This is a genomic window from Micromonospora sp. WMMC250 (assembly GCF_027460215.1).
Lineage (GTDB): Bacteria > Actinomycetota > Actinomycetes > Mycobacteriales > Micromonosporaceae > Micromonospora > Micromonospora taraxaci.
In genome coordinates this window covers 3,547,747-3,573,191 of the sequence record NZ_JAPZBJ010000002.1, presented here as the reverse complement: position 1 = coordinate 3,573,191, position 25,445 = coordinate 3,547,747, and the positions used below count along the sequence as shown (strand labels likewise).

Genomic DNA, 25,445 nt, shown 5'->3' with positions numbered 1-25,445 from the left:
GTGTCCAGTGACAACCGCGCATACGCGGGCTGGCGCGAACCCGGCCACCCTTCGCAGCGCCTCGGGAGACCGTACGTGACTTCGCAGGAGATCCCGCTGCACGGCGGCAACGTGAGCACCGTCGTCCGCGTCGGTGACACGGTCCGCCGCAACGCCGGGCCGTGGACACCGTCCGTGCACGCCCTGCTGCGGCACCTGGAGTACGTGGGCTTCACCGGCGCCCCGCGAGCGCTCGGCATGGACGAGCGCAACCGTGAGGTGCTGTCGTACCTGGAGGGGGAGTGCGGGGAGTACCCGCTCGCCCCGCACTGGGTGACCGACGAGGCGCTGGTCACCGTCGCCACGATGCTGCGGATGTTCCACGACGCGCAGTACGGCTTCACCCCGCCACCGAGCGCGGTCTGGCGCTCGTTCGGCCCCCCGCCACCGGACACCGAGGTGATCTGCCACCACGACGCCGCGCCGCACAACGTGATCTGGCGGCCGGACGGCACCCTTGGGTTGATCGACTTCGACCTCGCCTCGCCCGGCGCACGGATCTACGACGTGGCGTACGCGGCCTGGACCTGGGTGCCGATCTTCGCGGACCGGGACTCGATCACGCTCGGCTGGAAACACCCGGACCGGCCCCGCCGCCTCCGCCTCTTCGCCGACGCGTACGGGCTGATCCCCCGGGACCGGCACCGGCTGATCCGGACCATCCGCAAGCGGATCGTGGACCACGTCGAGGGCATTCGCCGGATGGCCGCCGCCGGTGAGCCGGCGTTCGTTCGGATCGTGCACAAGGGCCACCTGCGCCGACCGATGCGCGATCTCCGGCTGCTCGACTACGAACGGCACGCGCTGGAGAACGCCCTCCGCTGAGGGGCGACCGGGCGATGCTCGGGTGGTCCTGTCGGGCGGACCGGTCGATGGGTCGGGCCGGTCGGCCATCGACGTCCACCGTCCGGGCGATCCACCACCGTCCATGCCGCTGAGCGTGCGGACTTCGTGACACGTACGAAACAACCCGTCACGAACCGGAAACCCGCGCGGGACCCTGGGTGAAACAGCCGGCAACAAAGCTTCCGCGCAACCGGCCTACGGGCGACGCTGCCCCGGAAAGCCGCGAAGGAGGACTTCACCCTTTAGGAGGCCAGCGTGCCTGAAGCACCGACGATCGACGGCGCCAATACCACGTGGCTGCTGGTTTCGACCGCGCTCGTGCTGCTCATGACCCCCGGACTGGCGCTGTTCTACGGCGGCCTCAACCGGGCCAAGGGCGTACTCAACATGATGATGATGAGCTTCTCCGCCATCGGGCTCATCTCCATTCTGTGGTGGTTCTACGGTTTCAGCGTCGCCTTCGGGGCCGACGTGAACGGCTTCTGGGGCGACCCGGGCGCGTACCTCGGCACCAAGACCTTCCTCGCCGAGACCGACCTGTGGGGTGCCACCGCGGAGAACCCCAGCGGCATCGGGGTCCCGCTCTACGTGTTCATGGCCTTCCAGATGGTCTTCGCGGTGATCACCGTCGCACTGATCAGCGGCGCCATCGCCGACCGGGCCAAGTTCGCCGGCTGGCTGCTGTTCGCCTTCGGCTGGGCCACCCTGGTCTACTTCCCGGTCGCCCACTGGGTGTGGGGCGGCGGCATCATCGGCGGCGACATCCACGCGCTGGACTTCGCCGGTGGCACCGCGGTGCACATCAACGCCGGTGCGGCGGCCCTGGCCGTGGCGCTGGTGCTCGGCAAGCGGCTCGGTTGGCCGCGCGAGGGCATGAAGCCGCACAACATTCCGCTGGTCGCGCTCGGTGCGGGTCTGCTGTGGTTCGGCTGGTTCGGGTTCAACGCCGGCTCCGAGCTGACCGTCGACTCGGTCGCCGGCCTCGCCTTCATCAACACCCAGCTCGCCACGGCCGCCGCGGTGCTCGGCTGGATCGCTGTCGAGTGGATCAAGGACCGTAAGCCGACGATGGTCGGCGCCTCGTCCGGCGCCGTCGCCGGCCTGGTCGCCATCACCCCGGCCTGTGGTTTCATCGCGCCGTGGGCCGCCGTCCTGCTCGGCATCGTCGCCGGTGCCGTCTGCGCGCTGGCCATCAGCCTCAAGTACAAGCTCGGCTACGACGACTCGCTCGACGTCGTCGGCGTGCACTTCGTCGGTGGCTGGATCGGGTCGCTCTGGCTCGGCCTGTTCGCCACCAACTCGGTCAACGCCGCCATCAGCGACGTGGTGGGCGCCTCCGACGGGCTCTTCTACGGCGGCGGCGTGACCCAGCTCGGGCGGCAGGCGCTCGCCGGTCTGATCGTCACCGTCTGGTCGTTCGGCATCGCCTGGGTGCTCGCCTTCGTCATCGAGAAGACGATCGGCTTCCGGGTCAAGGCCGAGGCCGAGGTCGAGGGCATCGACATCGGCGAGCACGCCGAGAGCAGCTACGACCTGTCCCCGGCCGGTGGCGGCACGGGCGGCGCGTTCGCGATGGCCGGCATCGGAACCACCGGTGGCGGTTCGACGAGTGGTGCCAAGCCGGAGGCGGAGCCCGCCGAGCCGGTCAGCGAAAAGGTCGCCGGTTAACGTTCCTGGGATGGAGGGGTTGGACATGAAGCTGGTGACCGCGGTCATCAAGCCGTACCAACTGGACGCGGTGAAGGAGGCCCTGCACGCCCTCGGGGTGGCCGGGCTGACCGTCAGCGAGGTTCAGGGGTACGGGCGGCAGAAAGGGCACACCGAGGTCTACCGGGGTGCCGAGTACACGGTCGAGTTCCTGCCCAAGATCCGGGTCGAGGTGCTCACCGACGAGATCGACGTCGACAAGGTGGTGGACGCCATCGTCGGGGCAGCCCGTACGGGCAAGATCGGTGACGGCAAGGTCTGGGTCACCGGTGTCGAGGAGGTCGTCCGGGTGCGTACCGGCGAGCGCGGCCTAGACGCGCTCTGACGACGACATGACCTCGTTGATCAGGAAGAACGCGTCAGGGCACGCCGCCGATGGTGACGCGAACCTCTTGGTCAACGAGGTCGTCGGCGTTACCGGGGGGATCGGAGAGGCTGCTCGACTCTCCCGGGCGGCGGCGTACGACGTGTTCCTGCGCGGCCTGCTCCCGGAGCGGGACGGGGTGGCGCTGCTCGCCGTCGGTGGGTTGGGTCGGCGGCAGTGTGCCCCGTACGGCGACCTCGACCTCGTCCTGCTGCACGCCGGGGTGCCCGGCATCGACGAGGTGGCCGCCTCGGTCTGGTACCCGATCTGGGACGCGGGCCTGCGGCTCGACCACTCGGTGCGTACCGTCTCCGAGGCGCTGTCCGTGGCCCAAGACGACGTCAAGGTCGCCCTCGGGCTGCTCGACGCCCGCCTGGTGGTGGGCGACCGGGCGCTGGCCGACTCGCTGATCCGCACCGCCGCCGACCACTGGCGGCGCACCGCCGTCCGGCACCTGCCCGGCCTGCGGGAGGTGACCGAGGCCCGCTGGCAGGCCCACGGCGAGTTGGCCTTCCTGTTGGAGGGTGACCTCAAGGAGGCCGCCGGCGGTCTGCGCGACGTGGGGCTGCTGCGGGCCATCTCCGCCGCCGGCATCACCGACGCGTTGCGTCCCGCCGTGCGCGCGGCTCACCTGCGCCTGCTGGACACCCGCGACGCCCTGCACCAGCAGGTCGGTCGCCGGGTCGACCGGCTGGTCGCCCAGGAACGCGACGGAGTGGCACGACTGCTCGGTCTGCGACAACTCCAGCCCGGCGTGTCTGACGCCGCCCGGCAGCCTGGCACCGTGGTGGAAGACGGTGACGCGCTGCTGCGCCGGGTCGCCGGTGACGCCCGCACGGTCAGCCACGCGTTGGACGACGCGTTCCGCGCCGCCGACCGGTTGCGCTCCGGCCGCTCCCGCAACGGTGGTGGGCGTCCCGTGCGCCGCCCGGTGGCCCGCGACGTGGTGGAGCACGACGGTGAACTGGTGCTGGCCCGGACGGCGATCGGGGCACGGCCCGACCCGAGCCTCTCCCTGCGGGTGGCCGCCGCGGCTGCCACGACCCGGCTGCCGATCGCCCGCGCCACCTGTGAGTGGCTGGCGGCGTACTGCCCCCCGCTGCCCGCGCCCTGGCCGGCCGATGCCCGGGCGGCCCTGACCACCCTCCTCGGTGCGGGTCCCGGTCTGGTGCCCGCCTGGGAGACCTGCGACAGGTACGGGCTGGTCGACAACTGGCTGCCCGAGTGGACCCGGTTGCGCAGCCTGCCGCAGCACAACCCGGTGCACCGCTACACCCTCGACCGGCACCTCGTGCAGACCGCCCACGAGGCCAGCCGGCACGCCCGTGACGTGGAGCGTCCTGACCTGCTGCTCCTCGGCGCGCTCCTGCACGACATCGGCAAGGGACTCACGGGTGACCACAGCACCGTCGGTGTGCCACTGGCCCAGGCGGTGGCGACCCGGATCGGTCTGCCTCCCGCCGAGGTCGAGCTGATCGGCATGCTGGTCCGGTTGCACCTGCTGCTGCCGGACGTGGCCACCCGCCGGGATCTGGCCGACCCGGTCACCATCGCCTCGGTGGCCGACGCGGTGGGGGACACCGGCACCCTTGACCTGCTGCACGCGTTGGTCCGCGCCGACGCGGCGGCGACCGGGCCGGCAGCCTGGTCGGACTGGAAGGGTCGGCTCGTCGCCGAACTGGTCGCCCGGGTCCGCACCGCGCTGGACACCGGCGTACTCCCGGAGCCGCCCTCCCCGGACCCGGCGCTGCTGGCCGGGCCGCTGCCGGTCGTCCACCTGACCGGCGACCAGGTGTCGGTCGCCGCGGCCGACCGGCGGGGCCTGCTCGCCACGGTGGCGGGCTGCCTGGCCCTGCACCGGTTGGAAGTGATCTCCGCGGACGCCTCGGTGGTGGACGGCCGGGCCCTGGTCGAGTGTCGGGTGCAACCCCGCTACGGCCTTCCGCCGGACCCGGTCCCGCTCCGCGCGGACCTGCGTCGGGCTGTCGGCGGCGACGTGTCGGTGACCCAGCGGCTGCGCGGCCGGGCGCTCGCCGCCCGAGGCAGCGGGGCTGCTCCCCGGGTCGTCTGGCACCGCGAGGCGGCCACCGACGCGGTGCTGCTCGAGTTGCGCGCCGCCGACGCCGCCGGGCTGCTCTACCGGGTGACCTGCGCGCTCGACGAGGCGGGCGCACTGGTCCGCGCGGCTCGCATCTCCACTCTCGGTGCCGACGTGGTCGACGCGTTCTACCTGGTCGGCGGCTGGCCGGACGACGCCACCCGGGCCCGCCTGGAGGCCGCGGTCCTCGCCGCCGTCTGACCGCGGTCGCTGTCCGTCGCGTCGGCCACCCACCGGATCGGTGGTCACGGGCCGCGCGTCGGACGACGGCACGTCCGTCCCGGCGAGCCGGTCACCTCGATAAGCGATATACCGCAGAGTCATATTCATACCTGAGAGTCATATCGCTCACCGCAGTGTCCGCCGCCGGTCTGGGCGGCTGGGCCGCCGGTCTGGGCCGCTGGGCCGCCGGGGCGCGTGGCCGCGACCCGGCGCGCGCAGATGCGGCAGGCTCTGCCGTTGGTGGCCGATACGTCGGCGGACGTAGTGGCGGTGCCGCCGCCGGACGCACGACGGGCGCCTCCGGCGCGGGCAGAATGACGGCCATGCGACCAGGTGGGCGGTGGGGATGGCCGGACGCCGTGCCGGCCCTGGTGCTGCTCGCGTTCGGGCTGCTCGCCACTGGGCTGGCCGGGGACAACCAGCCGGGGTCCAGGCCGGTGGACGCCGCCTGCCGGGTGCTGATCGTGGTCGCCGCGCTCGCCCTGCTGTTCCGGCGGAGTGCCCCGGTGGCCACCCTCGCCGCGGTCACCGTGGCCACCTCGACGTACCTGGTGCTCGGTTACCCGTACGGACCGATCCTGCTCGCGTTCCTGCTCGCGGTGTACACGGTGGCGGCGCGACTGCCGGTGCGCCCGGCGGCGCTCGCGGCCGGCGGCGCGTTCGTCCTGTTGGTGCCGCACGTCTTCGTCGCCCGAGGGCCGGCGCCGGGTTGGGCGGGAGTGCTGCCCGCGTCGGCCTGGGTGGTCGTACCGTTCGCGGTGGGCGTGGTGGTGCGGGTCACCCGTGAGTCGGCCGCCCGTACCCGTGCCGAGGAGGCCCGCACCCGCGCCGAACAGGCTCGGCGGCAGGCCGACGAGGAGCGGCTGCGCATCGCGCAGGAGGTGCATGACGTGGTGGGGCACGGGTTGGCCGCGATCAGCATGCAGGCGGAGATCGCCCTGCACCTGCTGCCGAAACGGCCGGAACAGGCGGAGACCGCCTTGACCGCGATCAGCCGGACCAGCCGGGAGGCCCTCGACGAACTCCGGGTCACCCTCGGCGCCGTACGGCAGGGCGCCGAGCGCGGACCGGTGCCCGGCCTGGCCCGGCTCCCGGCGCTGCGCGACCGGCTCGCCGGTGCCGGGCTCGCCGTCGAGGCGCGGGTGACCGGCGACCCTCGGGAGTTGCCCGCGGCGGTGGACCTGACCGCGTACCGGGTGGTGCAGGAGGCGTTGACCAACGTGCTGCGGCACGCGGGGGTGACCAGCGCCGAGGTGACCGTCGACTACCGCGCCGACGAGGTGACAGTCGAGGTCACCGACCGGGGGACGGGCACCGGGACCGTGGTGTCGGACGGTGGGGACGGGCACGGTCTGGCCGGGATGCGGGAGCGGGTCGAGGCGCTGGGCGGGCGGTTGGACACCGGGCCGCGCTCCGGCGGCGGGTTCCGGGTGTACGCCCGGCTGCCCGTGGAGCCGACCGCGTGATCCGGGTGCTGGTCGCCGACGACCAGGACCTGGTCCGGCTCGGTCTGCGCGCGCTGGTGGAGAGCGAGGACGACCTGGCGCTCGCCGGTGAGGCCGCCGACGGGTTGCGGGCTGTCGAGCTGGCCCGCCGGGAGCGGCCGGACGTGGTGCTGATGGACATCCGGATGCCCGGCATCGACGGCATCGAAGCGACCCGGCGGATCGTCGCCGATCCCGACCTGACCGGCACCCGGGTGGTGGTGCTCACCACCTTCGAGCTGGACGAGTACGTCTTCGACGCGTTGCGGCACGGCGCGAGCGGGTTCCTCACCAAGGACACCCGTCCGGCCGATCTGCTGCGCGCGATCCGGCTGGTCGCCGAGGGGGAGGCGCTGCTGTCGCCGTCGGTGACCCGCCGGGTGGTGCGGGAATTCGCCACCCGGCCGTCCCGGGTGCTTCGCCCGCACCCCCGACTGGACGCGCTCACCGACCGGGAGCGCCAGGTCGTCGGCCTCGTCGGTGAGGGCCTGAACAACGAGGAGATCGCCGTCCGGTTGGTGGTCAGCCCGGCGACCGCGCGGACCCACGTCAGCCGCGCGATGGGCAAGCTGGGAGCCCGGGACCGGGCCCAGCTCGTCGTCTTCGCGTACCAATCGGGCTTGGTCTCGGGGTGAGGCCGGGCCGCCAGCGGCCTTGCGGCCGGGCGGCTACCCTAGCGGTGGCCGGACTCCGCAGTGCCGGCCGGGTTGTGCCCGCCGGAACACTGACAAACGGGATGTTCGCGTGTTTGACACCTTGAGTGACCGCCTGTCCGGGATCTTCACCAAGCTCCGCGGCAAGGGGCGGCTCACCGACGCCGACATCGACGCCACCGCGCGCGAGATCCGCCTCGCGCTGCTGGAGGCGGACGTCGCGCTGCCGGTGGTCAAGGGCTTCATCGCGGCCGTGAAGGAGCGGGCCCGCAGCGCGGAGGTCTCCCAGGCGCTGAACCCGGCCCAGCAGATCATCAAGATCGTCAACGAAGAGCTGATCAACGTGCTCGGCGGCGAGGGCCGACGGCTCCAGTTCGCCAAGCAGCCGCCGACGGTGATCATGCTGGCCGGCCTCCAGGGTTCCGGTAAGACCACCCTGGCCGGCAAGCTGGCCCGCTGGCTCAAGGGCCAGGGGCACCAGCCGCTGCTGGTCGCCGCCGACCTCCAGCGCCCCAACGCCGTCGGGCAGCTCCAGGTGCTCGGTGGTCGGGCCGGTGTCGAGGTGTACGCCCCGGAGCCGGGCAACGGCACCGGTGACCCGGTGCAGGTGGCGCGCGCGTCGATCGAGCACGCCAAGCGCGCGGCCCGCGACATCGTCATCGTCGACACCGCCGGCCGACTCGGCATCGACGCCGAGATGATGCAGCAGGCTGCGGACATCCGCGACGCCGTCTCGCCGGACGAGGTCATCTTCGTCATCGACGCGATGGTCGGTCAGGATGCCGTCCGCACCGCCGAGGCGTTCCGCGACGGCGTGGGGATCACCGGCGTGGTCCTCTCCAAGCTCGACGGCGACGCCCGTGGTGGTGCCGCGCTGTCGGTGCGTGAGGTCACCGGGCAGCCGATCCTGTTCGCCTCCACCGGTGAGAAGTTGGAGGACTTCGACGTCTTCCACCCCGACCGGATGGCCAGCCGCATCCTCGGCATGGGCGACGTCCTCACTCTGATCGAGCAGGCCGAACAGGCCTTCGACTCGGATCAGAAGGAGAAGATGACCGCCAAGCTGATGGGCGGCGAGCAGTTCACCCTGGACGACTTCCTCGACCAGCTCATCGCGGTTCGACGGATGGGCCCGATCGCCAACGTGCTGGCCATGATGCCCGGCATGGGGCAGATGAAGGACCAGCTCTCCGAGCTGGACGACAGCCACTTCGACCGGGTCACCGCGATCATCCGGTCGATGACCCCGGGCGAGCGGACCAACCCGAAGATCATCAACGGCTCCCGTCGGGCGCGTATCGCCAACGGTTCCGGCGTCACCGTGATGGACGTCAACCAACTGCTCAACCGCTTCGCCGACGCGCAGAAGATGATGAAGCAGATGGGCGGCATGATGGGTCTGCCTGGCGGTGGCCGGCGCAAGGCGACCAAGTCTCCGAAGAACAAGCGCAAGGGCACCAAGGGCGGCGGTCGCCCGCGCACGGGCGCCGGCGCCGGGATGCCGGGCGGCTTCCCGGGTGGCATGCCGCAGCTCCCGCCGGGGATGGACCCGAACGACCTCGCCGGTGGCCAGGGCCTCCCGCCCGGCTTCAAGCTTCCGAAGATCGACTTCAACAAGCTCGGCAAGGGCGGCGACAAGGGCCCGCGCTGACGCGTGTCGGTGACGGCGGGCGACTGATCCGGCGCTTAGGGTGATGTCGCCCCCTGGAAGGAGATGTCATGACCGCAGCCCCGATCCTGCCCGAACGGCACGAGTGGACGGTCGACGACCTCGGTGACCTGCCGAAGGACCTTCCGTACGAACTGATCAACGGAAGGTTGATCGTGCCGTCGCCGACTGCCGTGCACCAAGATCTCTGTGTTCGACTGCTGCTGGCCGTCGAAGTCAACTGCCCACCGGAATACCTGGTCAGCATCGACCTGTCCATGCGGGTCGACCGGCGCAACGAGCCACGCCCGGACGTGGTGGTCATCCGTCGTACGCACGCCAACCGGTCGCCCGTCCCGGTCGAGGACGCCCTGCTTGCCGTGGAGGTCGTCTCCCCGACCTCCAGCTTCCGTGACATGTACGACAAGGCGAAGGTCTACGCGCACGCCGGCATCCGGTCGTACTGGGTGCTCGACCCGAGCCAGGAACGTGTCACGCTCACCGAGTACGCGCTCGGCGCGAACCGGGAGTACGAGCAGGTCGCGCACACCGAGGACCTGTTCGTCACCGAGCGGCCGTGGAAGGTCTCCGTGGACCTGCCCGCGCTCACCGCTCGGAAGAACGACCTGCTCGCCCCCGACGAGGAGTGATCGGGTAGGACTGTGCGCATGGCCCTTCATGTGCGCGGCGTGCTGCTCCCCGACGGCGAGGTCCGGGATCTCTGGCTGGTCGACGACCGGGTGACCTTCACCCCGGTGCCCGACGCGGAGACGGTTGTCGACGGCGGCTTCGTGCTGCCGGGGCTGGTCGACGCGCACTGTCACATCGGCATCGCCCGAGGCGGCGCCCCGATCACCTCACTCGACCAGGCCCGCGCGTTGGCCCGCCTCGACCGGGACGCCGGCGTGCTGGCGATCCGCGACGCCGGCTCGCCGTACCCGTACCCCGAACTCGACGACGAGCCGGACCTGCCGCGACTGGCCCGCGCCGGCCGGCACGTCGCCCCGCCGAAGCGCTACCTGCGCGACATCGGCGTGGAGGTCGACGCTACCGAGGTCGCCGCGACGGTCGCCGCCCAGGCGAAGGCCGGCAACGGTTGGGTCAAGCTGGTCGGCGACTGGATCGACCGGGGAGTGGGTGACCTGGCCCCGGCCTGGGACGCGGACACCCTCACCGCCGCCGTGCGGGCCGCGCACGACGCCGGGGTACGCGCCGCGGTGCACACCTTCTCCGAGTCCGCCGTCGAGATCATGGTGCGGGCCGGAGTGGACTCGGTGGAGCACGGCACCGGGCTCAGCCTCGACCTGATCGACGAGATGGCCCGGCAGGGCAGCGCGCTCGTCCCCACAATGATCAACATCGCCACCTTCGGGGGCATCGCCGAGCAGGCGCGCGGCAAGTTCCCCGGGTACGCCGAGCACATGCTCGCGCTGCGCGACGGTTTTCCCGAGGTGGTGCGCGCCGCACACGAGGCGGGCGTCCCGATCTACGTGGGCACCGACGCCGGCGGTGGCATCGACCACGGGCTGGCCGCCGAGGAGATGCTGCTGCTGCACGAACGGGCGGGCATGGCCCCGATCGACGTGCTCGCCGCCGCCTCCTGGGGCGCCCGGGAGTGGCTCGGCTTCCCCGGCCTGGTGGAGGGCGGCCTCGCCGACCTGACCGTCTACCCCGAGGACCCCCGCCTCGACCTGCGCGTCGTCCGCGCCCCGTCCCGCACGATCCTCCGCGGCCACGTCGTCCGCTGACCTCACGCGCCTCGCGTGCGGGGTGCTTAGCGTGCGGGGTGCTGTGCACCGCGTGCCTCGTGCCCTGCGCCGCACCCAAGATCCGCGCAGCTTCGGTGAAGTTGCTGCCTCAGCGTGCGGCGAGCCAGCACTTTCCCCGATGTTGTGAGGATCTTGCGCGCGGGGCGCGGCGGGTCAGTGGGGTGGACGGACGGCGGCGCTGAAGAGGTGTACGGCCAGGTTGGCGAGGGTTGTCGCGGTCTGGTCGATTGGGGTGCGGGGGAGCACGATGTGGCTCACCACGAGCCGGACGGTCGTGTCGGCGGCGAAGGCCAACGCGGCCTGGTCCGCTCCGGGTAGGTGGTCGCCGGCCCAGTCGATCAGCGCGCCGGACGCCTCGGTGAGCACCACCTCGGCCCGCGTGGTGAGGTACGGAAGAAGCTCGTCCGAGCCGCCTCGGGCGCTGCTCAGGATGGCCTTGACCAGGGGGTTCTCCGCCGCTGTGGTGAGTGTGTGCGCGATCGCCGCGTACGCGCCGGCCCGGACGTCGGCGCCGTGCGCGAGCAGGGCGGCACGGACGTCGCCGACGAAGGTGTCCACTTCTCGCCGGGCCAGCGCCTCGGCCAGCCCGGCCTTGCTCCCGAACTCGTTGTAGACGGTCTGGCGGCTCACCCCGGCGGCACCCGCGACGGCACCCATCCGGACACCGTCCCAGCCGGTCGCCACGGTCAGGGCCCGGGCGGCGTCGACGATGCTGTCCCGCACCGGGGTGGTGCCGCGCTGTTCAATCATGGTGGTCGAAGTGTAGGCGGTTCAGCGCACGTCGATCTGGTACTGCGCCTCGACCCAGAACCGCCCACCGTCGCTGCCGCCGAAGCTCAGTTCGTGCTGACCGGGGGCGGGCGGCGGCACCAGTGCCCACAGACCCCAGCAGGAGACCGGCCTGGGCCACGGCCAGACGGTGACGACGTTGTTGAAGAAGCCGCTGACCGGGAACGACTGGGCCGAACCGGCTTCGCGTAGGGCGACGGCCACCCCGTCGAGCTGGGCGTGACCGGTCGCGTTGTCCATGGCCTCCGCCGGTTCGTCGGTGCGACCGACCTGCCAGTAGCAGAACGTCGGGAAGAACAGCGGCCGTCCGGCGGGAACCACGCATTGACGTCGCGCAGAGCCACCGAACGTACCCGCGAGGAACCACACGTCGGCGGGTTGGTGGTGCCCGGCGTGCCGGCCGGACCCGTCGCCGATCGGATTGGCGGGTTGCCGGTGCCGGGCCACCCAGCGCACCCATCGGCTCGCGAGGTGTGCCAGCTCGACGGGGTCGGGCGTCGGGTTGAAGGCCGCGCCGGGGTGTGGATCGAGGGGGGTCATGACGGCAGATGCTAACGATGCCGCGCCCGACCGCACTGCCCCGACGAGCGGCGCATAGGATGTGCGGTCATGGCACGCGTGCTCACTCCCCGTGCGGAGGACTTTCCCCGCTGGTACCAGGACCTGATCGCCAAGGCAAAGCTGGCCGACAACGGCCCGGTCCGCGGCACCATGGTCATCCGACCGGCCGGCTACGCCATCTGGGAGCGTATGCAGGCCGAGATGGACGCCCGGATCAAGGCGGCGGGTGCGGAGAACGCGTACTTCCCGCTGTTCATCCCCGAGAGCTACCTCAAGCGTGAGGCCGAGCACGTCGAGGGTTTCTCGCCGGAGCTGGCGGTCGTCACGCACGGTGGTGGCAAGCCGCTCGCCGAGCCGGTGGTGGTGCGCCCCACCAGCGAGACGGTCATCGGCGAGTTCATGGCCAAGTGGATCGACTCGTACCGGGACCTGCCGCTGCTGCTCAACCAGTGGGCGAACGTGGTCCGGTGGGAGCTTCGTCCGCGCATCTTCCTGCGTACCAGCGAGTTCCTGTGGCAGGAGGGGCACACCGCGCACGCCACCCGCGAGGACGCCCGGGCGTACGCGCGGCGGATCCTGCACGAGGCGTACGAGGACCTGATGGTCAACGTGATCGGCATTCCGGTGGTGGTGGGCCTGAAGACGGCGCGTGAGCGGTTCGCCGGCGCGACGGCCACGTACACCTGCGAAGGCATGATGGGCGACGGCAAGGCGCTCCAGCTGGGCACCAGCCACGAGTTGGGGCAGAACTTCGCGAAGGCGTTCGACATCACCTACTCCTCGAAGGAGGGCGGGCGGGAGCACGCCTGGACCACCTCCTGGGGCACGTCCACGCGGATGCTCGGTGGTCTGATCATGGCGCACGGCGACGACAACGGTCTGCGCGTGCCGCCGAAGCTGGCGCCGATCCAGGCGTACATCATGATCGTCAAGGATGGTGAGGGCGTCGCGGAGGCGGCGGCCAAGCTGCACGACGGCCTGCGCGACGCCGGTGTCCGGGTCGCGCTCGACGACCGGACCGACACCGCGTTCGGCCGCCGGGCCGTCGACGCCGAGCTGCGTGGCTATCCGGTACGCGTCGAGGTCGGCCCCCGCGACCTGGCCGTGGGCAACGCGACGGTGGTGCGCCGCACCGACGGGTCGAAGTCCCCGACGCCGGTGGCCGACGTCGTCGCCGCGGTGCTGGCGGCGCTGGAGACCGACCAGCAGGTGCTGCACGACCAGGCGCTGGCCAACCGCGAGTCGCGCACGGTGGAGGTCGCGACCCTGGCCGAGGCGATCGAGGCCGCCGCGACGGGCTGGGCCCGGGTGCCGTGGTCGGCGGTCGGTGTGGCCGGCGAGGCCGAGGCGAACGGCCAGGGCGTCACGGTGCGCTGTTTGGTGCGCGCCGACGGCTCGGTGCCGGACTCCGAGGACGAGCCCGACCTGGTCGCCATCCTCGCCCGCGCCTACTGAGGCGTAGGACGGTCGTGCGCTTCGCGCCAGGCCGGTTGATCATGCACCGGAACGTGCGGCACGGTCGGATCGGATGGGTCCGGCCGGGCCGCGTGGTCAGCGACGACGAGCGGGGTCTGCTGGTGTGGATCGCCCGGGACTCGCCGGTGGCCCACGAGGTGACCGAGGCGGGCCTGGGCATGCGGGCGATGCCCTTCGCCCAGTGGATCTCGTCGTCGTACCGGTTGGCGCACGGGCGCTGGAACGGCCCGCCGCTGTTGAAGTTCCTGCCGACCGGCGCGGCACACTCCGTCTGGTGGTTCCGCGACGCCCACTGTCGGTTCGCCCACTGGTACGTCAACCTGGAGGAGCACGGTGTCCGGTGGGACGACGGCCCGGTGGCCGGCGTCGACGTGGTGGACCAGGACCTCGACGTGGTGGTGCGCCCGGACCTGAGCTGGGAGTGGAAGGACGAGGACGAGTTCGTCGAGCGGCTCGCCTTCGGCGACGACTACTGGGTGACCGACGAGAAGGCGGTCCGGGCCGAGGGGGAGCGGGTGATCGCCCTCGCCGAGGCCGGTGAGTTCCCGTTCGACGGCACCTGGTGTGATTTCACACCTCCGGCAGACTGGGACGTACCGGACGAACTGCCGCCAGGATGGGACCGTCCGCCGGTGCGGTGAGGGGTGTCTCCGGTCACCGGTGACACGGTGTCCGGGTCCGATGCGGGAGATCGGCATCGGATCTGGCAGAATGGGTCGCTGGTATCCGGCGCGCGTCCGGCGCCCTCTAACCCGGGCGCGTCGCCAGTCCACCGAGTAGTCTCCGGCCCAAACCCCACTGTGCCGTCGGCGCTCACCCATGCACACCGCCCGTACGGGGCCGGTGAGATCGCAACAGGAGCGAAACAACTGTGGCCGTAAAGATCCGGCTCCTGCGGATGGGCAAGATCCGCAACCCGCAGTACCGCATCGTCGTCGCCGACTCGCGCACCAAGCGCGACGGCCGGGCGATCGAGTTCGTCGGGGTTTACCAGCCCAAGGAAGACCCTTCGATCATCGAGGTCAAGTCGGAGCGGGTCCAGTACTGGCTGTCCGTCGGCGCTCAGCCGAGCGAGGCGGTGCAGCGGCTGCTGGAGCTGACCGGTGACTGGCAGAAGTACAAGGGCCTGCCGGCCCCGCCGCCGCTCCTGGTCGCCCCCGAGAAGGCCGACCGCAAGGCGGCGTACGAGGCTGAGTCGAAGGCCGCCGCCGGGCTCGCCCCGGAGACCCCGGCCAAGCCGGCCAAGAAGGCCGCCAAGGCCGCCGAGGCTCCGAAGGCTGAGGCTGAGGCCGAGGCGCCGAAGACCGAGGCTCCGGCCGAGGCCCCGGCTGCCGCTGCCGACGCCGGTGAGCAGGCCTGACATGCCTCTGCGTCCGGCGTTGGAGCACCTGGTCAAGGGCATCGTCGACCACCCGGACGACGTCCGGGTGCGGATGGTCGATTCCCGTCGGGGCAAGCGGCTCGAAGTCCGCGTGCACCCCGAGGACCTCGGCACGGTGATCGGGCGGTCCGGCCGGACCGCCAAGGCGCTGCGTCAGGTGATCGGCTCCATCGGCGGGCGCGGTGTGCGCGTCGACATCGTCGACTCGTACTGATGCAGCTCGTCGTCGGCAGGATCGGCAAGCCGCACGGTGTCCGCGGTGAGGTCACCGTGGAAGTGCGGACCGACGAGCCCGAAGCACGGTTCGCCCCCGGGTCAGTGCTGCGCACTGAGCCGGGGGCCGTCCCGGCGCCGGTGCCGGCGGACGGGCCGGGCGTGCCGTTCCGGGTTCCCGCGGAGCTGACCATCGAGGAGGCCCGTTTCCACCAGGGCCGCATGCTCGTCGCCTTCGACGGCATCCTGGACCGCAACACCGCCGAGGCGCTGCGCGGCACCCTGCTCGTGGTGGACAGCGCCGACGTGGACCCGCCGGACGATCCGGAGGAGTTCCACGACCACCAGTTGGTGGGTCTGGCCGTGGTCACCCCGGCCGGCGAGCGTCTGGGCGAGGTCGCCCGGATCGACCACGCCCCCTCCTCGGACCTGCTGGTGCTGCGGCGCCCCGAGGGGCGCACCGCGTTGATCCCGTTCGTCCGGGCGATCGTCCCCGAGGTCGACCTGGCCGGTGGACGTGTGATCGTCGACCCGCCGGCCGGCCTGCTCGACCTTTAGGACCACCCCGCATGCGCGTCGACGTCGTGTCGATCTTCCCGGAGTACTTCGTCCCGCTGGACCTGTCGTTGATCGGGCGGGCGCGGGCCAACGGCGTACTCCAACTCGCCGTGCACGACCTGCGGACCTGGACCCACGACGTGCACCGCACCGTCGACGACACCCCCTACGGCGGGGGGCCGGGGATGGTGATGCGCCCGGAACCGTGGGGTGCGGCGTTGGACGCCCTGGCGCCGGCCGAGGCCCCGCCGCCCCGGTTGCTGGTGCCGTCGCCGGCCGGTGTCCCGTTCACCCAGGCCATGGCGTACGAGTTGGCCGCCGAGTCGCACCTGCTCTTCGCCTGCGGCCGGTACGAGGGCATCGACCAGCGCGTCCTGGAGCACGCCGCCACCCGGATGCCGGTGACCGAGGTCTCGCTCGGTGACTACGTGCTCTTCGGCGGCGAGGTCGCGGTGCTGGTGATGGTGGAGGCGGTCACCCGGTTGCTGCCGGGGGTGCTGGGCAACGCGGGTTCGCTCGACGAGGAGTCGCACGCGCACGGGTTGCTGGAGGCGCCGATCTACACCAAGCCGCCGAGCTGGCGCGGGCACGACGTGCCGGAGGTGCTCCGCTCCGGAGACCACGGCAGGATCGCCCGTTGGCGACGCGAGGAGGGCCTGCTGCGTACCGCCGCCCGCCGCCCCGACCTGCTGGCCGCACTGCCCGCCGATCGGCTCGACAAACGGGACATCGCGGCCCTGGACCAGGCCGGATTTCAGGTGCCGCCGGGGGATGTGGCAAAGTAGGGAGGTTGCCGTATCCGTCCGCGCCCGCGGGCGGCTGCGAGGATCCCCGACCGGGGTCGGCCCGCCGACCACCACCCGGGGATCAGAATCACCCACCCGCGCACCGAGTGACGGTGCGCCGTGAGCCTTACGAGGACGCAGCGATGAACATCCTGGACGCCCTTGACGCCCAGTCGAAGCGGACCGACCTTCCCGACTTCCGGGCCGGTGACACCGTCAAGGTGCACGCCCGCGTCGTCGAGGGCAACCGGTCCCGTGTCCAGATCTTCCAGGGCGTCGTGATCCGCCGCCAGGGTGACGGTCTGCGCGAGACCTTCTCGGTCCGCAAGGTCAGCTTCGGTGTCGGTGTCGAGCGGACCTACCCGCTCAACGGCCCGGGCATCGACCGGATCGAGGTCGTGACCCGTGGTGCCGTGCGCCGCGCCAAGCTCTACTACCTGCGTGAGCTGCGCGGCAAGAAGGCCAAGATCAAGGAGAAGCGGGAGAAGCAGCCCAGCTGACTTCCCGCTCGCCACGCCGCCTGAGCTGCGCGTATGCCGTACCGACCAGACCGCACTACCCTGGTCGTACGGGCGCAGCGAAGCGGCGGGTCCGCCCACACGGCGGACAGCCGTTCACTACCGCCCGTGGAGCCTCGTCGAGGCTCCCGGGCGGTAGTGCTTCTGTGGACCGGGGAGTGGCGTGGTGCAGACGCTTGACGAGGACGGCACCGTCGATCCGTGGCGCCGGCGGGCTCGCCGTACCCGCCGGCAGATGCCCCTCTGGCAGGAGCTTCCGCTGCTGCTGGTGGTCGCGTTCTGCCTCGCCGTGCTGATCCGCACCTTCCTGCTCCAGGCGTTCTTCATCCCGTCCGGCTCGATGGAGGACACCCTCCTCGTCGGGGACCGGGTGCTGGTCAACAAGGTCGTCTACGACGTCCGTGACCCGGTACGCGGTGAGGTGGTGGTCTTCCGGGGCACCGACCGCTGGGCGCCGCAGGTCGACGAGCAGCCGAAGCCGGGCGTCGCGGGTCGGCTCGCCCGCACCGTCGGCGACCTGGTCGGCGTGAGCCGCCCCGGTGAGAAGGACTTCATCAAGCGGGTGATCGGCGTTCCCGGCGACCGGGTCGCCTGCTGCGACAGCCAGGGGCGGGTGACTGTCAACGGCACGCCCCTCAACGAGCCGTACGTGCTGCGGGACTCCCCGCTGGACCTTCCGCCGAACCCGCAGGAGTGCCGGTCCCGGCGCTTCGACGAGGTCGTCGTACCGCCGGGTCAGCTCTTCGTGATGGGTGACCACCGCGAGGTTTCCCAGGACGCCCGTTGCCAGGGCCCGGTGCCGATCGACAACGTCGTCGGTCGGGCCTTCATGGTGGTCTGGCCCTCGTCACGATGGACCTCGTTGTCGGTGCCGTCGACGTTCGACGACGTGTCCGGGCCGGTCACGGCCTCCCCCGGAGCGCCACCGGTGCGACCGACCCCGCAGGGCGACGTGGTGCTGATGGTCCCGGCGTTGGTAGCCGCGCTGCGTGGTTCCCGCGCGTTCCGGACGGTGACGTCCAGCTCGGCAACGTAGGCTCCTTGGCGTGATTGACGAGCAGACCGACAAGCCGCGCAGCTCCTTCTGGAAGGAGCTGCCGATCCTGCTGGGTGTGGCGATCCTGGTCGCGGTTCTGGTCCGCGCCTTCGTGCTGCAGACCTTCTTCATCCCCTCTCCGTCCATGGAGAACACACTCAAGATCGACGACCGGGTGTTGGTCAACAAGCTGGTCTACGACTTCCGGTCGCCGCACCGCGGTGAGGTGATCGTGTTCAAGGCGCCCACCACGTGGAGCGGCAACCCCGACGGTGAGGACTTCATCAAGCGGGTGATCGGCGTCCCGGGTGACCACGTGGTCTGCTGCGACCCGCAGGAACGGCTGATGATCAACGGCAAGTCGCTGGACGAGCCGTACATCTTCTCCCTGGACGGGGTGCGCGACAAGCCCGCCGACCAGGAGTTCGACATCACCGTGCCGGAGGGGCGGCTGTGGGTGATGGGTGACCACCGCTCGGCCTCCGGTGACTCGCTGGAGCACTGGCAGCAGTCCGGGCAGAACATCACCGAGGCCACGATCCCCGAGGACGACGTCGTCGGGCGGGCGTTCACCGTCTTCTGGCCGGTCAACCGGGCCACCTGGCTCACCGTGCCCGACTCGTTCGACGGCATTCCCAAGCCGTAGACCACCGGGGCGTGGGCGATCCGCCGTCGGTCTGGCAGGCTGGTGCGGTGAACGTGAGCGCGAGGAGTGAGCTTGCGAGCTCCGCAGTCGCGAACAGCAGCAGCCGTGTCTACACCCCTCGACGCGCGGCCCGCGTGCTGCTCGTCGACGCGGCCGGTCGGGTCCTGCTGTTCGAGGGCTTCGACCCGGCCCGACCAGGGCACCGATACTGGTTCACCCCCGGTGGGGGGCTCGATCCGGCGGAGACCCCGGCAGCCGGCGCGGCACGGGAGTTGGCCGAGGAGACTGGGCTGCGGCTCGACCCGACCGCGTTGGGGGAGGCCGTCTTCTCCGACACGACCGAGTTCACCTTCGACGGCAACTGGTACCGCCAGGAGCAGGACTTCTTCCTCCTCCGGGTGCAGTCCTGGCAGGTCGACACCACCGGCTTCAACGACATCGAGCAGCGCAGCATCGCCGACCACCGCTGGTGGCTCCCCGACGAGTTGGTGGCCAGCGGTGAGCGGTTCTACCCGCCCGAGCTACCTGCCCTGCTGACCAGGCTGGGCCAGTCGGCCGCCGCGGGTCGGGGCGAGGCTCCGTGCTGACCCCGCCGCGCACCGTCGTGCGCCGGGAGGCCGGCCTCTACGCCCTGGAACGGGCACTGCAGCGGCGCGGGTTCCGGCACGTCGCCGGCGCCGACGAGGCGGGCCGAGGAGCGTGTGCCGGTCCGCTGGTCGCGGCCGCCGCGGTGCTGCCCGAGGGGCGGCGTGGCGAGATCGAGGGGCTGGCCGACTCGAAGCTGCTCACCCCGGCAAGCCGGGAGCGGGTGTACGCGGAAGTCGTCGACCGCGCCCTCGCGTACGCCGTGGTGGTCATCCCCGCCGACGAGGTCGACGCCCGAGGGCTGCACGTGTGCAACCTGGCGGCGATGCGCCGGGCGCTCGCCTCGCTCACCACGCGCCCGGAGTACGTGCTGACCGACGGCTTCGGCGTGGACGGCCTGGGCGTGCCCGGCCTGGCGGTGTGGAAGGGCGACCGGGTGGCCGCGTGCGTGGCGGCGGCCAGCGTGCTCGCCAAGGTCACCCGGGACCGGATCATGGTGGAGCTGGACGGGGTGTTCCCGGCGTACGGCTTCGCCGAGCACAAGGGCTACATCACCCCGGAGCACTCGGCGGCCCTGCGGGAGCACGGGCCGTGCCGGGAGCACCGGTTCTCGTACGTCAATGTCGCCGCCGTCTCCGGCCGCGACGGTCGGCCGCCGCGCGCCCGACGGCCCGGCGGCCACGCCTCGGAAGAGCCGATGGAGCGCTCCTGGGCGTCAGGGGGTACCGTCGGCGTGGCGTTGGGCGAGCAGCCTCGGCCTCCGGCGCCGGTGGGGGAAGATGTGGCCATGGAAGGCGGAGTGCGATGAGCGCGGAAGATCTCGAGAAGTACGAGACCGAGATGGAGCTGCAGCTCTACCGGGAGTACCGCGACATCGTCCGTCAATTCTCGTATGTGGTGGAGACGGAACGCCGGTTCTACCTGGCCAACCAGGTCGACCTGCACGTGCGCAACTCCGACGGCGAGGTCTACTTCGAGGTCGAGATGCACGACGCCTGGGTGTGGGACATGTACCGTCCCGCCCGCTTCGTGAAGAACGTCCGGGTGATGACCTTCAAGGACGTCAACGTCGAGGAGCTGGAGAAGCCCGACATCTCGCTGCCCGCCGACTCCGGCTTCGGCGGCTGACCGCACCCGGCCACACCACGGGCCCCCCACCCGTGGCGTAGCACCTGCCGCCGATCACTCGGCCGGCACCACGACCTCGACCCGCTGCACCAGGTTGTTGGCGAAACCGCCACGGTTCCACGGCTGCTCGACGGGCTGGGTCCGCCCGGACGCGTCGGTCGCCCGGGCACCCAGCACGTAGTGGCCCGGGGTGGCGCTCCACTCGTACCGCCAACGCCGCCAGGCGAAGTCCCCGGAATCCGCCGGGTCCAGCTCGGCCGACGCCCAGCTCTTTCCACCGTCGGTCGTCACCTCCACGGCCACCACCGGGGCGTGCCCGGACCAGGCCCGACCGTCGACGGTGCACGGGCCGGGGCGCAGCACACGGCGACGGGACATGAAGTCCGGGAAGCCGGGCGGGCGGACCAGCGCACGCGGCTCGATCCGGGTGACCGGCACGCCCGGGTCGTCGGCGTCCTGGCGTACCCGGTAGGCCACCGCGTTCTGGTACCCCTCGAACGGTTCGGTCCGCACCTCGATCGAGTGCAGCCACTTCACGTGTGCCATGCCGTACCAGCCCGGCACGATCAGCCGCAGCGGCGCGCCGTGCTGCGGCAGCAGGGGAGCGCCGTTCATCTCGTACGCCAGCAGCACCTCCTCGCGCAGCGCCTCGGTGACCGGCAGCGCCCGCTGGTAGTCCTGCTCCACCCCGCGCTCGACGCCGTGATCGGCGCCGGTGAAGACCACGTCCACCGCGTCCGGGCCGAGCCCCGCCTCCCGCAGCAGCGGAGCGAGGGGAGTGCCGGTCCACTCGGCGTTGCCGACCGCCTCGACCAGCCACGGCTGGCTCACCGGCCGGGGATGCAACAGGGCCCGGCCGTTGCCGGCGCACTCCAGGGTCACCTGCCGGGTGACCCGTGGCCGCTCACGCAGGTCGGCGAGGCTGACCGTCAGCGGCCGGTCCACCGCGCCGCCGACGGTCAGCGCGTGCGTCGCGGCGTCGACCTCCGGGATGTCGTAGTGGATCAGTAGGTAGTGCAGCCCGGCCGGGGTGACGTCGTAGCGCAACGCCTCCAACGGGATGCCGTGGTTACGCGCGGCGAGCTGCAACTCCTCGGCGCTGATCGCCTCGTCCGGCGCCGCGAGCCGGGACGGGCCGCTCACGTCCGCCACCGTCGGGCCGGAACCTTCGGCGCCGTCCGCGGGGGACGTCGTCCGGTCGTCGAGAGTGGTCATGCGGGCCTCCCCGGTACAGACGGCGGCACCCCGCCGTACGCGGCCCAGCTTAGGGCCTGTTTCACGACGGCGGTCGAGCCGAGGCGGAGGGGGCCGCCGGTTTCGTATCCGTTCGGCCGCGCGATCATCGGGGACTGTGATGCTCACTGATGAGGACTTCTGGCGGCTCGTCGCGCTGCTCGGAGGTCGGCCCGAGATCCAGGACGACCGGCCGTACGAGCGGTTGACCCTCGTACTGTCGGAAGAGCCGGTGGAACGGATCGTCGGCTTCGCCGAGACGCTCGCGTCGAAGCTCTACCAACTGGACCGTCGGGCGCTCGCTCAGGCTGTGCCGCCCGACGCGGACCACCTGTCCGACGACGGCTTCCTGTACGCGCGCTGCGCGGTGGTGGTGGCGGGTCCGACGGCGTTCGACGCCGTGCTGGCCGATCCGGCGGCGTTCGCACGTTTCACCACCGTCGAGGCCGCCCACGCGGACTCGATCCTCGACGTTCCCTCCAACGCCTACCAGAAGGCGACCGGCAAGGAGTGGGAGCACGTCGAGGAGTACGACTACGAGACCGGATCCAATGAACAGTGGTGGTGACCTGGGCTGCTAGGCGTCGCGCATAGCAGATCATCGAGGGCGTCGGGTGGTCGTCCACAGCGCCGCCGGTTGTCCACAGGTTCGCCGACCGGGCTGGCGTCCCACCCGACAACGGCCGGAGGCTGCCGTCATGCAACAGCCATGGGTCCGCTCGATCCGCCGTACCGTGCTGCTCTGCGCCGCAGTGCCCCTCGCGCTGACCGTGCAGCTCTGCGGTCTGGCGGTGCTGGTCGCGGCGGTGCCCGGCCAAGCACCCATACCGACCGTGCCGGTCGCGTTCCAGGCTTCCGCTCCTGCGCCCGCACCCGCCGAACGCTTCCGCTGGCCGCTCGACGGGCCACCGCGACTGGTGCGCCGCTTCGACCCGCCACCCCGGCCGTGGCTGCCCGGCCACCGGGGCGTCGACCTGGCCGCCCCGCCCGGAGCGGTGGTCCGCAGTGCCGGGCCGGGCACCGTGCTCTTCGCCGGCCTGGTGGCCGGCCGACCGGTGGTCACCGTGGGGCATGCCGGTGGGCTGCGAACCACGCACGAGCCCGTGCAGCCCGGGGTACGCCCCGGTCAGGCGGTCGCCACAGGCGCGCAACTGGGCGAACTGCTGCCCGGCCATCCGGGTTGCCCGGCGGACGCGTGCCTGCACTGGGGCCTGCGCCGGGGCGAGGAGTACCTCGACCCGCTCGCCCTGCTCGGCCTCGGCCCGGTGCGACTGCTGCCGGTCAGCGGGCCCTCTGCCGGTGCCGTTCCGTCGGCAGGCCTCGGGCCGGTGTCGTTCGGTCCGCGAGCCTTGGGCCGCTGCGTTCGGTCAGCGCTGGGCGAGCAGCGGCGGCAACCGTGTGGCCAGCCGTTCGTACTCGTCGGCGGTGTTGTAGACCTGACCGGTGAGCCGCAGCCACCCACGGCCGTTCCAGCTCATCACCGCCACCTCGGCGGCGAGCCGCTCGCCGATCCGCGCCTGCAACGCCCGTGCGGCGTCGATCGTGGTGCCCGTCCCGGGCGGCAGCGGGATGAGACGCAGAGACACCCCCGGTCCGCCGGGGTCGGGCAGGTCGGCGGGCGGCACCCCTAGGGCGTCCCCCACCACCCGCTGGCCGTAAGCGGCGAGCGCCGCGTTGTGCGCCCGCACCCGGTCCACACCGAGACTGCGCATCGTGAACAGACCTGCCGGGGCGGCCAGCCAGGGCGTGTAGTCGAGGGTCGCCTGCCACTCGAGCCGGGCCGGGAAGCCCGACTCCTGCTCCCAGGAGACCACCAGCGGCTCGATCCGGTCCCGCCACCGCGGCGCCACCGCCAGCAGGGCGGTCCCTCGTGGGGCGTACGCCCATTTGTGCAGGTTGCCCACCCAGAAGTCGGCACCGATGCTGGCCACCGTGGTAGGCAGCATCCCCGGGGCGTGGGCGGCGTCCACCAGCACCGGCACGTCGTGTTCCCGGGCCACCCCGACGATCGCGGCGGTCGGGAAGAGCTTGGCGGTGGCCGAGGTGAGCTGGTCGACGACGAGCAGTCGGGTCCGGCCGGGGCGCAGTCCGTCGCGGACGATCTGCACGAGCTGCTCGTCGGTGGCCGCCAGCGGAATCGGCAGGACCCGGCTGACCGCCCCGGTACGGCGGCACTCACGGTGGATGGCCAGGCTCACCGCCCCGTACCCGTGGTCGGTGCTGAGGATCTCGTCGCCGGGTCGCAGACCCATCGACTGGAGCACAACGGCGACGCCGGTCGTGGTGTTGCCCACCAGGGCGCTGCCGTCCGGGTCGGCACCCAGGAAACCGGCGAGGTGCCGGCGGGTGTGCGCGATCCGGTCGACCAACCCCTGGGTGAAGAAGCGCAGCGGGTTGGCCTCCATCTCGTCGCGCAGCCGCTGCTGGGCTCTCTGCACGCCGATCGGGACCGCGCCGAACGAGCCGTGGTTGAGGTGACTGACCGCCGGGTCCAGGGAGAAGAGCAGGCGGGCGCCCGGGATCGGCTCAGGGGGCTGCGGGACGCTCACCCGATGATCGTAACCGCCGGGGATCCCCGCCCCCCGCCCCTTGATCAGGCGCGGGGGTGGGCCTGGCGGTAGGCAGCCCGCAGCCGCTCCACCGAGACGTGCGTGTAGATCTGCGTGCTGGCCAGCGACGAGTGGCCCAGCAACTCCTGCACGGCGCGCAGGTCCGCACCACCCTCCAGGAGGTGGGTGGCCGCCGAGTGCCGCAGGCCGTGCGGGCTCGTCCTGGGCAGGCCGGCGGCCTCGGCGTACGCACCGACGATCTGACGGGCGGTCGTCGGATTGAGCCGACCACCCCGGGCACCCAGCAGCAGCGCGTCCCCGGAGTGGGCGCCCACCATCGCCGGTCGGCCCTGACGCAACCAGTCGTCCAACGCCCGCTGCGCGGGCACCCCGTACGGCACCGAGCGCTCCCGTCCGCCCTTGCCGAACACCCGGATCACCCGTCGGCCGTGGTCGACGTCAGCGACGTCCAGCCCGCAGGCCTCACTGACCCGTACGCCGGTGGCGTAGAGCAGCTCCAGCAGCACCCGGTCGCGCAGCGGCACCGCGGCTGCGCCCGGCGACGGCCCGGCCGCCGGGCCTGTGCCTGCGGGATTCGGGGGTGCCCGGTGCGTGTCCGGTGGGTCCGTGGGTGGCGGGTCGGTGGGTGTTACCCGCCGGGTCGGGCCGTCGACCAGAGCGGCGGCCTGGTCGGCCCGGAGCACACCGGGCAACTCCCGGTGCGCACGAGGGCTGGCCAGCGCCGCACCGACGTCGGCGGGAAGTAACCCGGCCCGGTGCGCCCAGGCGCTGAACGCCCGCGCCGACGCGGCCCGCCGCGCCAACGACGTACGCGCCGCACCGGTGGTGCGTTGCCGCGCCAGCCAACTACGCAGCACCGACAGGTCCAGCTCGGCCAGGTCGACGCAGCCCATCCGTACGGCGTGGTCGAACAGCGAGACCAGATCGGTGACGTACGCGCGGACGGTGTGCGTCGACCGGTTCCGCACCCGGGACAGGTGCTCGGCGAAGTCGTCGACCGCTTCGCGCAGGGCCGGCGGCAGTGCCTGGTGCATGGCCCGGGTGCTCCGGTCACTGCGGCTCATCGCGGACGCGCGGATCCGCCGGCCGGCATGTCGACCCCGGCACCCTCACTGGCTGCTGGCACACCCGTCAGC

Annotated in this window: 27 protein-coding genes and 1 pseudogene; 23 read left to right on the top strand and 5 right to left on the bottom strand. The window is 71.9% G+C overall.

The window, feature by feature from the left end; all coding sequences use genetic code 11:
* The 9 genes from O3438_RS15650 (at position 1) to O3438_RS15610 (ending at position 10,809) form a co-directional block, all read left to right on the top strand.
* Complete coding sequence (locus O3438_RS15650) at positions 1–864, top strand: phosphotransferase (RefSeq protein ID WP_197699270.1); 864 nt, start codon at positions 1–3, stop codon at positions 862–864.
* A 276-nt stretch (positions 865–1,140) separates the two neighbouring features.
* The gene (locus O3438_RS15645) at positions 1,141–2,553 is read left to right on the top strand and encodes an ammonium transporter (RefSeq protein WP_269680656.1); all 1,413 of its coding nucleotides are present in this window, start codon (positions 1,141–1,143) and stop codon (positions 2,551–2,553) included.
* 25 nt (positions 2,554–2,578) lie between these two features.
* Entirely contained in the window at positions 2,579–2,917 is a 339-nt protein-coding gene (locus O3438_RS15640; protein WP_172862163.1) for a P-II family nitrogen regulator, read from the top strand.
* 7 nt (positions 2,918–2,924) lie between these two features.
* Entirely contained in the window at positions 2,925–5,255 is a 2,331-nt protein-coding gene (locus tag O3438_RS15635; RefSeq protein ID WP_269680655.1) for a [protein-PII] uridylyltransferase, read from the top strand.
* Between the two features lie 344 nt (positions 5,256–5,599).
* Positions 5,600–6,742: a sensor histidine kinase gene (locus tag O3438_RS15630; RefSeq protein WP_269680654.1), complete on the top strand. Its 1,143-nt coding sequence runs from the start codon at positions 5,600–5,602 to the stop codon at positions 6,740–6,742.
* Positions 6,739–7,395, top strand: coding sequence for a response regulator transcription factor (locus O3438_RS15625; protein ID WP_269680653.1), 657 nt, complete (start codon positions 6,739–6,741; stop codon positions 7,393–7,395). Before O3438_RS15630 ends, O3438_RS15625 begins: the two co-directional genes overlap by 4 nt.
* A gap of 109 nt (positions 7,396–7,504) precedes the next feature.
* A complete protein-coding gene (ffh, locus tag O3438_RS15620; protein ID WP_269680652.1) occupies positions 7,505–9,064 on the top strand; it encodes a signal recognition particle protein in 1,560 nt (519 codons plus the stop codon).
* A 68-nt stretch (positions 9,065–9,132) separates the two neighbouring features.
* On the top strand, positions 9,133–9,711 hold the full coding sequence (locus O3438_RS15615; protein WP_269680651.1) for a Uma2 family endonuclease: 579 nt from the start codon (positions 9,133–9,135) through the stop codon (positions 9,709–9,711).
* A gap of 18 nt (positions 9,712–9,729) precedes the next feature.
* Positions 9,730–10,809: an amidohydrolase family protein gene (locus O3438_RS15610; protein ID WP_269680650.1), complete on the top strand. Its 1,080-nt coding sequence runs from the start codon at positions 9,730–9,732 to the stop codon at positions 10,807–10,809.
* Between the two features lie 174 nt (positions 10,810–10,983).
* On the opposite strand, the gene O3438_RS15605 is transcribed toward O3438_RS15610, so the two are convergent.
* A complete protein-coding gene (locus O3438_RS15605; protein ID WP_269680649.1) occupies positions 10,984–11,580 on the bottom strand; it encodes a TetR/AcrR family transcriptional regulator in 597 nt (198 codons plus the stop codon).
* A 21-nt stretch (positions 11,581–11,601) separates the two neighbouring features.
* Complete coding sequence (locus tag O3438_RS15600) at positions 11,602–12,159, bottom strand: hypothetical protein (RefSeq protein ID WP_269680648.1); 558 nt, start codon at positions 12,157–12,159, stop codon at positions 11,602–11,604.
* A 69-nt stretch (positions 12,160–12,228) separates the two neighbouring features.
* Here O3438_RS15600 and proS point away from each other — a divergent pair, with 69 nt between their 5' ends.
* The 12 genes from proS to O3438_RS15540 all read left to right on the top strand — a co-directional run bounded on the left by proS (position 12,229) and on the right by O3438_RS15540 (position 20,506).
* A complete protein-coding gene (gene proS / locus O3438_RS15595) occupies positions 12,229–13,635 on the top strand; it encodes a proline--tRNA ligase (protein WP_269680647.1) in 1,407 nt (468 codons plus the stop codon).
* Positions 13,636–13,649: 14 nt separating this feature from the next.
* Entirely contained in the window at positions 13,650–14,297 is a 648-nt protein-coding gene (locus O3438_RS15590; protein WP_269680646.1) for a DUF402 domain-containing protein, read from the top strand.
* 230 nt (positions 14,298–14,527) lie between these two features.
* Entirely contained in the window at positions 14,528–15,016 is a 489-nt protein-coding gene (rpsP, locus tag O3438_RS15585) for a 30S ribosomal protein S16 (RefSeq protein ID WP_269680645.1), read from the top strand.
* Positions 14,991–15,251, top strand: coding sequence for an RNA-binding protein (locus O3438_RS15580; RefSeq protein ID WP_172862164.1), 261 nt, complete (start codon positions 14,991–14,993; stop codon positions 15,249–15,251). Before rpsP ends, O3438_RS15580 begins: the two co-directional genes overlap by 26 nt.
* Complete coding sequence (gene rimM / locus O3438_RS15575; RefSeq protein ID WP_269680644.1) at positions 15,251–15,808, top strand: ribosome maturation factor RimM; 558 nt, start codon at positions 15,251–15,253, stop codon at positions 15,806–15,808. Before O3438_RS15580 ends, rimM begins: the two co-directional genes overlap by 1 nt.
* An 11-nt stretch (positions 15,809–15,819) precedes the next feature.
* Entirely contained in the window at positions 15,820–16,593 is a 774-nt protein-coding gene (trmD, locus tag O3438_RS15570; protein WP_269680643.1) for a tRNA (guanosine(37)-N1)-methyltransferase TrmD, read from the top strand.
* Positions 16,594–16,736: 143 nt separating this feature from the next.
* Positions 16,737–17,093, top strand: coding sequence for a 50S ribosomal protein L19 (gene rplS, locus O3438_RS15565; protein WP_088991045.1), 357 nt, complete (start codon positions 16,737–16,739; stop codon positions 17,091–17,093).
* Positions 17,094–17,274: 181 nt separating this feature from the next.
* Positions 17,275–18,147: a signal peptidase I gene (gene lepB / locus O3438_RS15560; RefSeq protein ID WP_269680642.1), complete on the top strand. Its 873-nt coding sequence runs from the start codon at positions 17,275–17,277 to the stop codon at positions 18,145–18,147.
* A 10-nt stretch (positions 18,148–18,157) separates the two neighbouring features.
* Positions 18,158–18,793, top strand: a complete 636-nt coding sequence (gene lepB / locus O3438_RS15555; protein WP_145785079.1) for a signal peptidase I — start codon at positions 18,158–18,160, stop codon at positions 18,791–18,793.
* A gap of 53 nt (positions 18,794–18,846) precedes the next feature.
* The gene (locus tag O3438_RS15550) at positions 18,847–19,380 is read left to right on the top strand and encodes an NUDIX hydrolase (RefSeq protein WP_442929725.1); all 534 of its coding nucleotides are present in this window, start codon (positions 18,847–18,849) and stop codon (positions 19,378–19,380) included.
* Positions 19,374–20,186, top strand: coding sequence for a ribonuclease HII (locus O3438_RS15545; protein ID WP_269680640.1), 813 nt, complete (start codon positions 19,374–19,376; stop codon positions 20,184–20,186). The genes O3438_RS15550 and O3438_RS15545 overlap by 7 nt, the downstream gene beginning before the upstream one ends.
* On the top strand, positions 20,183–20,506 hold the full coding sequence (locus O3438_RS15540; RefSeq protein WP_007075222.1) for a DUF2469 domain-containing protein: 324 nt from the start codon (positions 20,183–20,185) through the stop codon (positions 20,504–20,506). Before O3438_RS15545 ends, O3438_RS15540 begins: the two co-directional genes overlap by 4 nt.
* Before the next feature lie 54 nt (positions 20,507–20,560).
* Here the strand turns inward: O3438_RS15540 and O3438_RS15535 are convergent, their stop codons facing one another.
* Positions 20,561–21,721: a sulfite oxidase gene (locus O3438_RS15535; RefSeq protein WP_269680639.1), complete on the bottom strand. Its 1,161-nt coding sequence runs from the start codon at positions 21,719–21,721 to the stop codon at positions 20,561–20,563.
* A gap of 139 nt (positions 21,722–21,860) precedes the next feature.
* Here O3438_RS15535 and O3438_RS15530 point away from each other — a divergent pair, with 139 nt between their 5' ends.
* Both O3438_RS15530 and O3438_RS15525 read left to right on the top strand, forming a co-directional pair.
* On the top strand, positions 21,861–22,307 hold the full coding sequence (locus O3438_RS15530; RefSeq protein WP_269680638.1) for a DUF4240 domain-containing protein: 447 nt from the start codon (positions 21,861–21,863) through the stop codon (positions 22,305–22,307).
* Positions 22,308–22,437: 130 nt separating this feature from the next.
* Positions 22,438–23,028 (top strand): annotated as a pseudogene (locus tag O3438_RS15525) (murein hydrolase activator EnvC family protein); the annotation flags it as partial.
* A gap of 78 nt (positions 23,029–23,106) precedes the next feature.
* Here O3438_RS15525 and O3438_RS15520 read toward each other — a convergent pair.
* Positions 23,107–24,288: an aminotransferase class V-fold PLP-dependent enzyme gene (locus O3438_RS15520; RefSeq protein WP_269680637.1), complete on the bottom strand. Its 1,182-nt coding sequence runs from the start codon at positions 24,286–24,288 to the stop codon at positions 23,107–23,109.
* Positions 24,289–24,332: 44 nt separating this feature from the next.
* A complete protein-coding gene (locus tag O3438_RS15515) occupies positions 24,333–25,373 on the bottom strand; it encodes a tyrosine recombinase XerC (protein ID WP_269680636.1) in 1,041 nt (346 codons plus the stop codon).
* Between the last annotated feature and the right edge of the window lie 72 nt (positions 25,374–25,445).

What these genes read in the sequence shown, in the direction of transcription:
- O3438_RS15640 (WP_172862163.1), top strand. Translation starts at nt 2,579, where the DNA reads ATGAAGCTGGTGACCGCGGTCATCAAGCCGTACCAACTGGACGCGGTG.
- O3438_RS15635 (WP_269680655.1), top strand. Translation starts at nt 2,925, where the DNA reads ATGACCTCGTTGATCAGGAAGAACGCGTCAGGGCACGCCGCCGATGGT.
- O3438_RS15630 (WP_269680654.1), top strand. Translation starts at nt 5,600, where the DNA reads ATGCGACCAGGTGGGCGGTGGGGATGGCCGGACGCCGTGCCGGCCCTG.
- O3438_RS15615 (WP_269680651.1), top strand. Translation starts at nt 9,133, where the DNA reads ATGACCGCAGCCCCGATCCTGCCCGAACGGCACGAGTGGACGGTCGAC.
- O3438_RS15610 (WP_269680650.1), top strand. Translation starts at nt 9,730, where the DNA reads ATGGCCCTTCATGTGCGCGGCGTGCTGCTCCCCGACGGCGAGGTCCGG.
- O3438_RS15605 (WP_269680649.1), bottom strand. Translation starts at nt 11,580, where the DNA reads ATGATTGAACAGCGCGGCACCACCCCGGTGCGGGACAGCATCGTCGAC.
- O3438_RS15600 (WP_269680648.1), bottom strand. Translation starts at nt 12,159, where the DNA reads ATGACCCCCCTCGATCCACACCCCGGCGCGGCCTTCAACCCGACGCCC.
- proS (WP_269680647.1), top strand. Translation starts at nt 12,229, where the DNA reads ATGGCACGCGTGCTCACTCCCCGTGCGGAGGACTTTCCCCGCTGGTAC.
- rimM (WP_269680644.1), top strand. Translation starts at nt 15,251, where the DNA reads ATGCAGCTCGTCGTCGGCAGGATCGGCAAGCCGCACGGTGTCCGCGGT.
- trmD (WP_269680643.1), top strand. Translation starts at nt 15,820, where the DNA reads ATGCGCGTCGACGTCGTGTCGATCTTCCCGGAGTACTTCGTCCCGCTG.
- rplS (WP_088991045.1), top strand. Translation starts at nt 16,737, where the DNA reads ATGAACATCCTGGACGCCCTTGACGCCCAGTCGAAGCGGACCGACCTT.
- O3438_RS15540 (WP_007075222.1), top strand. Translation starts at nt 20,183, where the DNA reads ATGAGCGCGGAAGATCTCGAGAAGTACGAGACCGAGATGGAGCTGCAG.
- O3438_RS15535 (WP_269680639.1), bottom strand. Translation starts at nt 21,721, where the DNA reads ATGACCACTCTCGACGACCGGACGACGTCCCCCGCGGACGGCGCCGAA.
- O3438_RS15530 (WP_269680638.1), top strand. Translation starts at nt 21,861, where the DNA reads ATGCTCACTGATGAGGACTTCTGGCGGCTCGTCGCGCTGCTCGGAGGT.
- O3438_RS15515 (WP_269680636.1), bottom strand. Translation starts at nt 25,373, where the DNA reads ATGAGCCGCAGTGACCGGAGCACCCGGGCCATGCACCAGGCACTGCCG.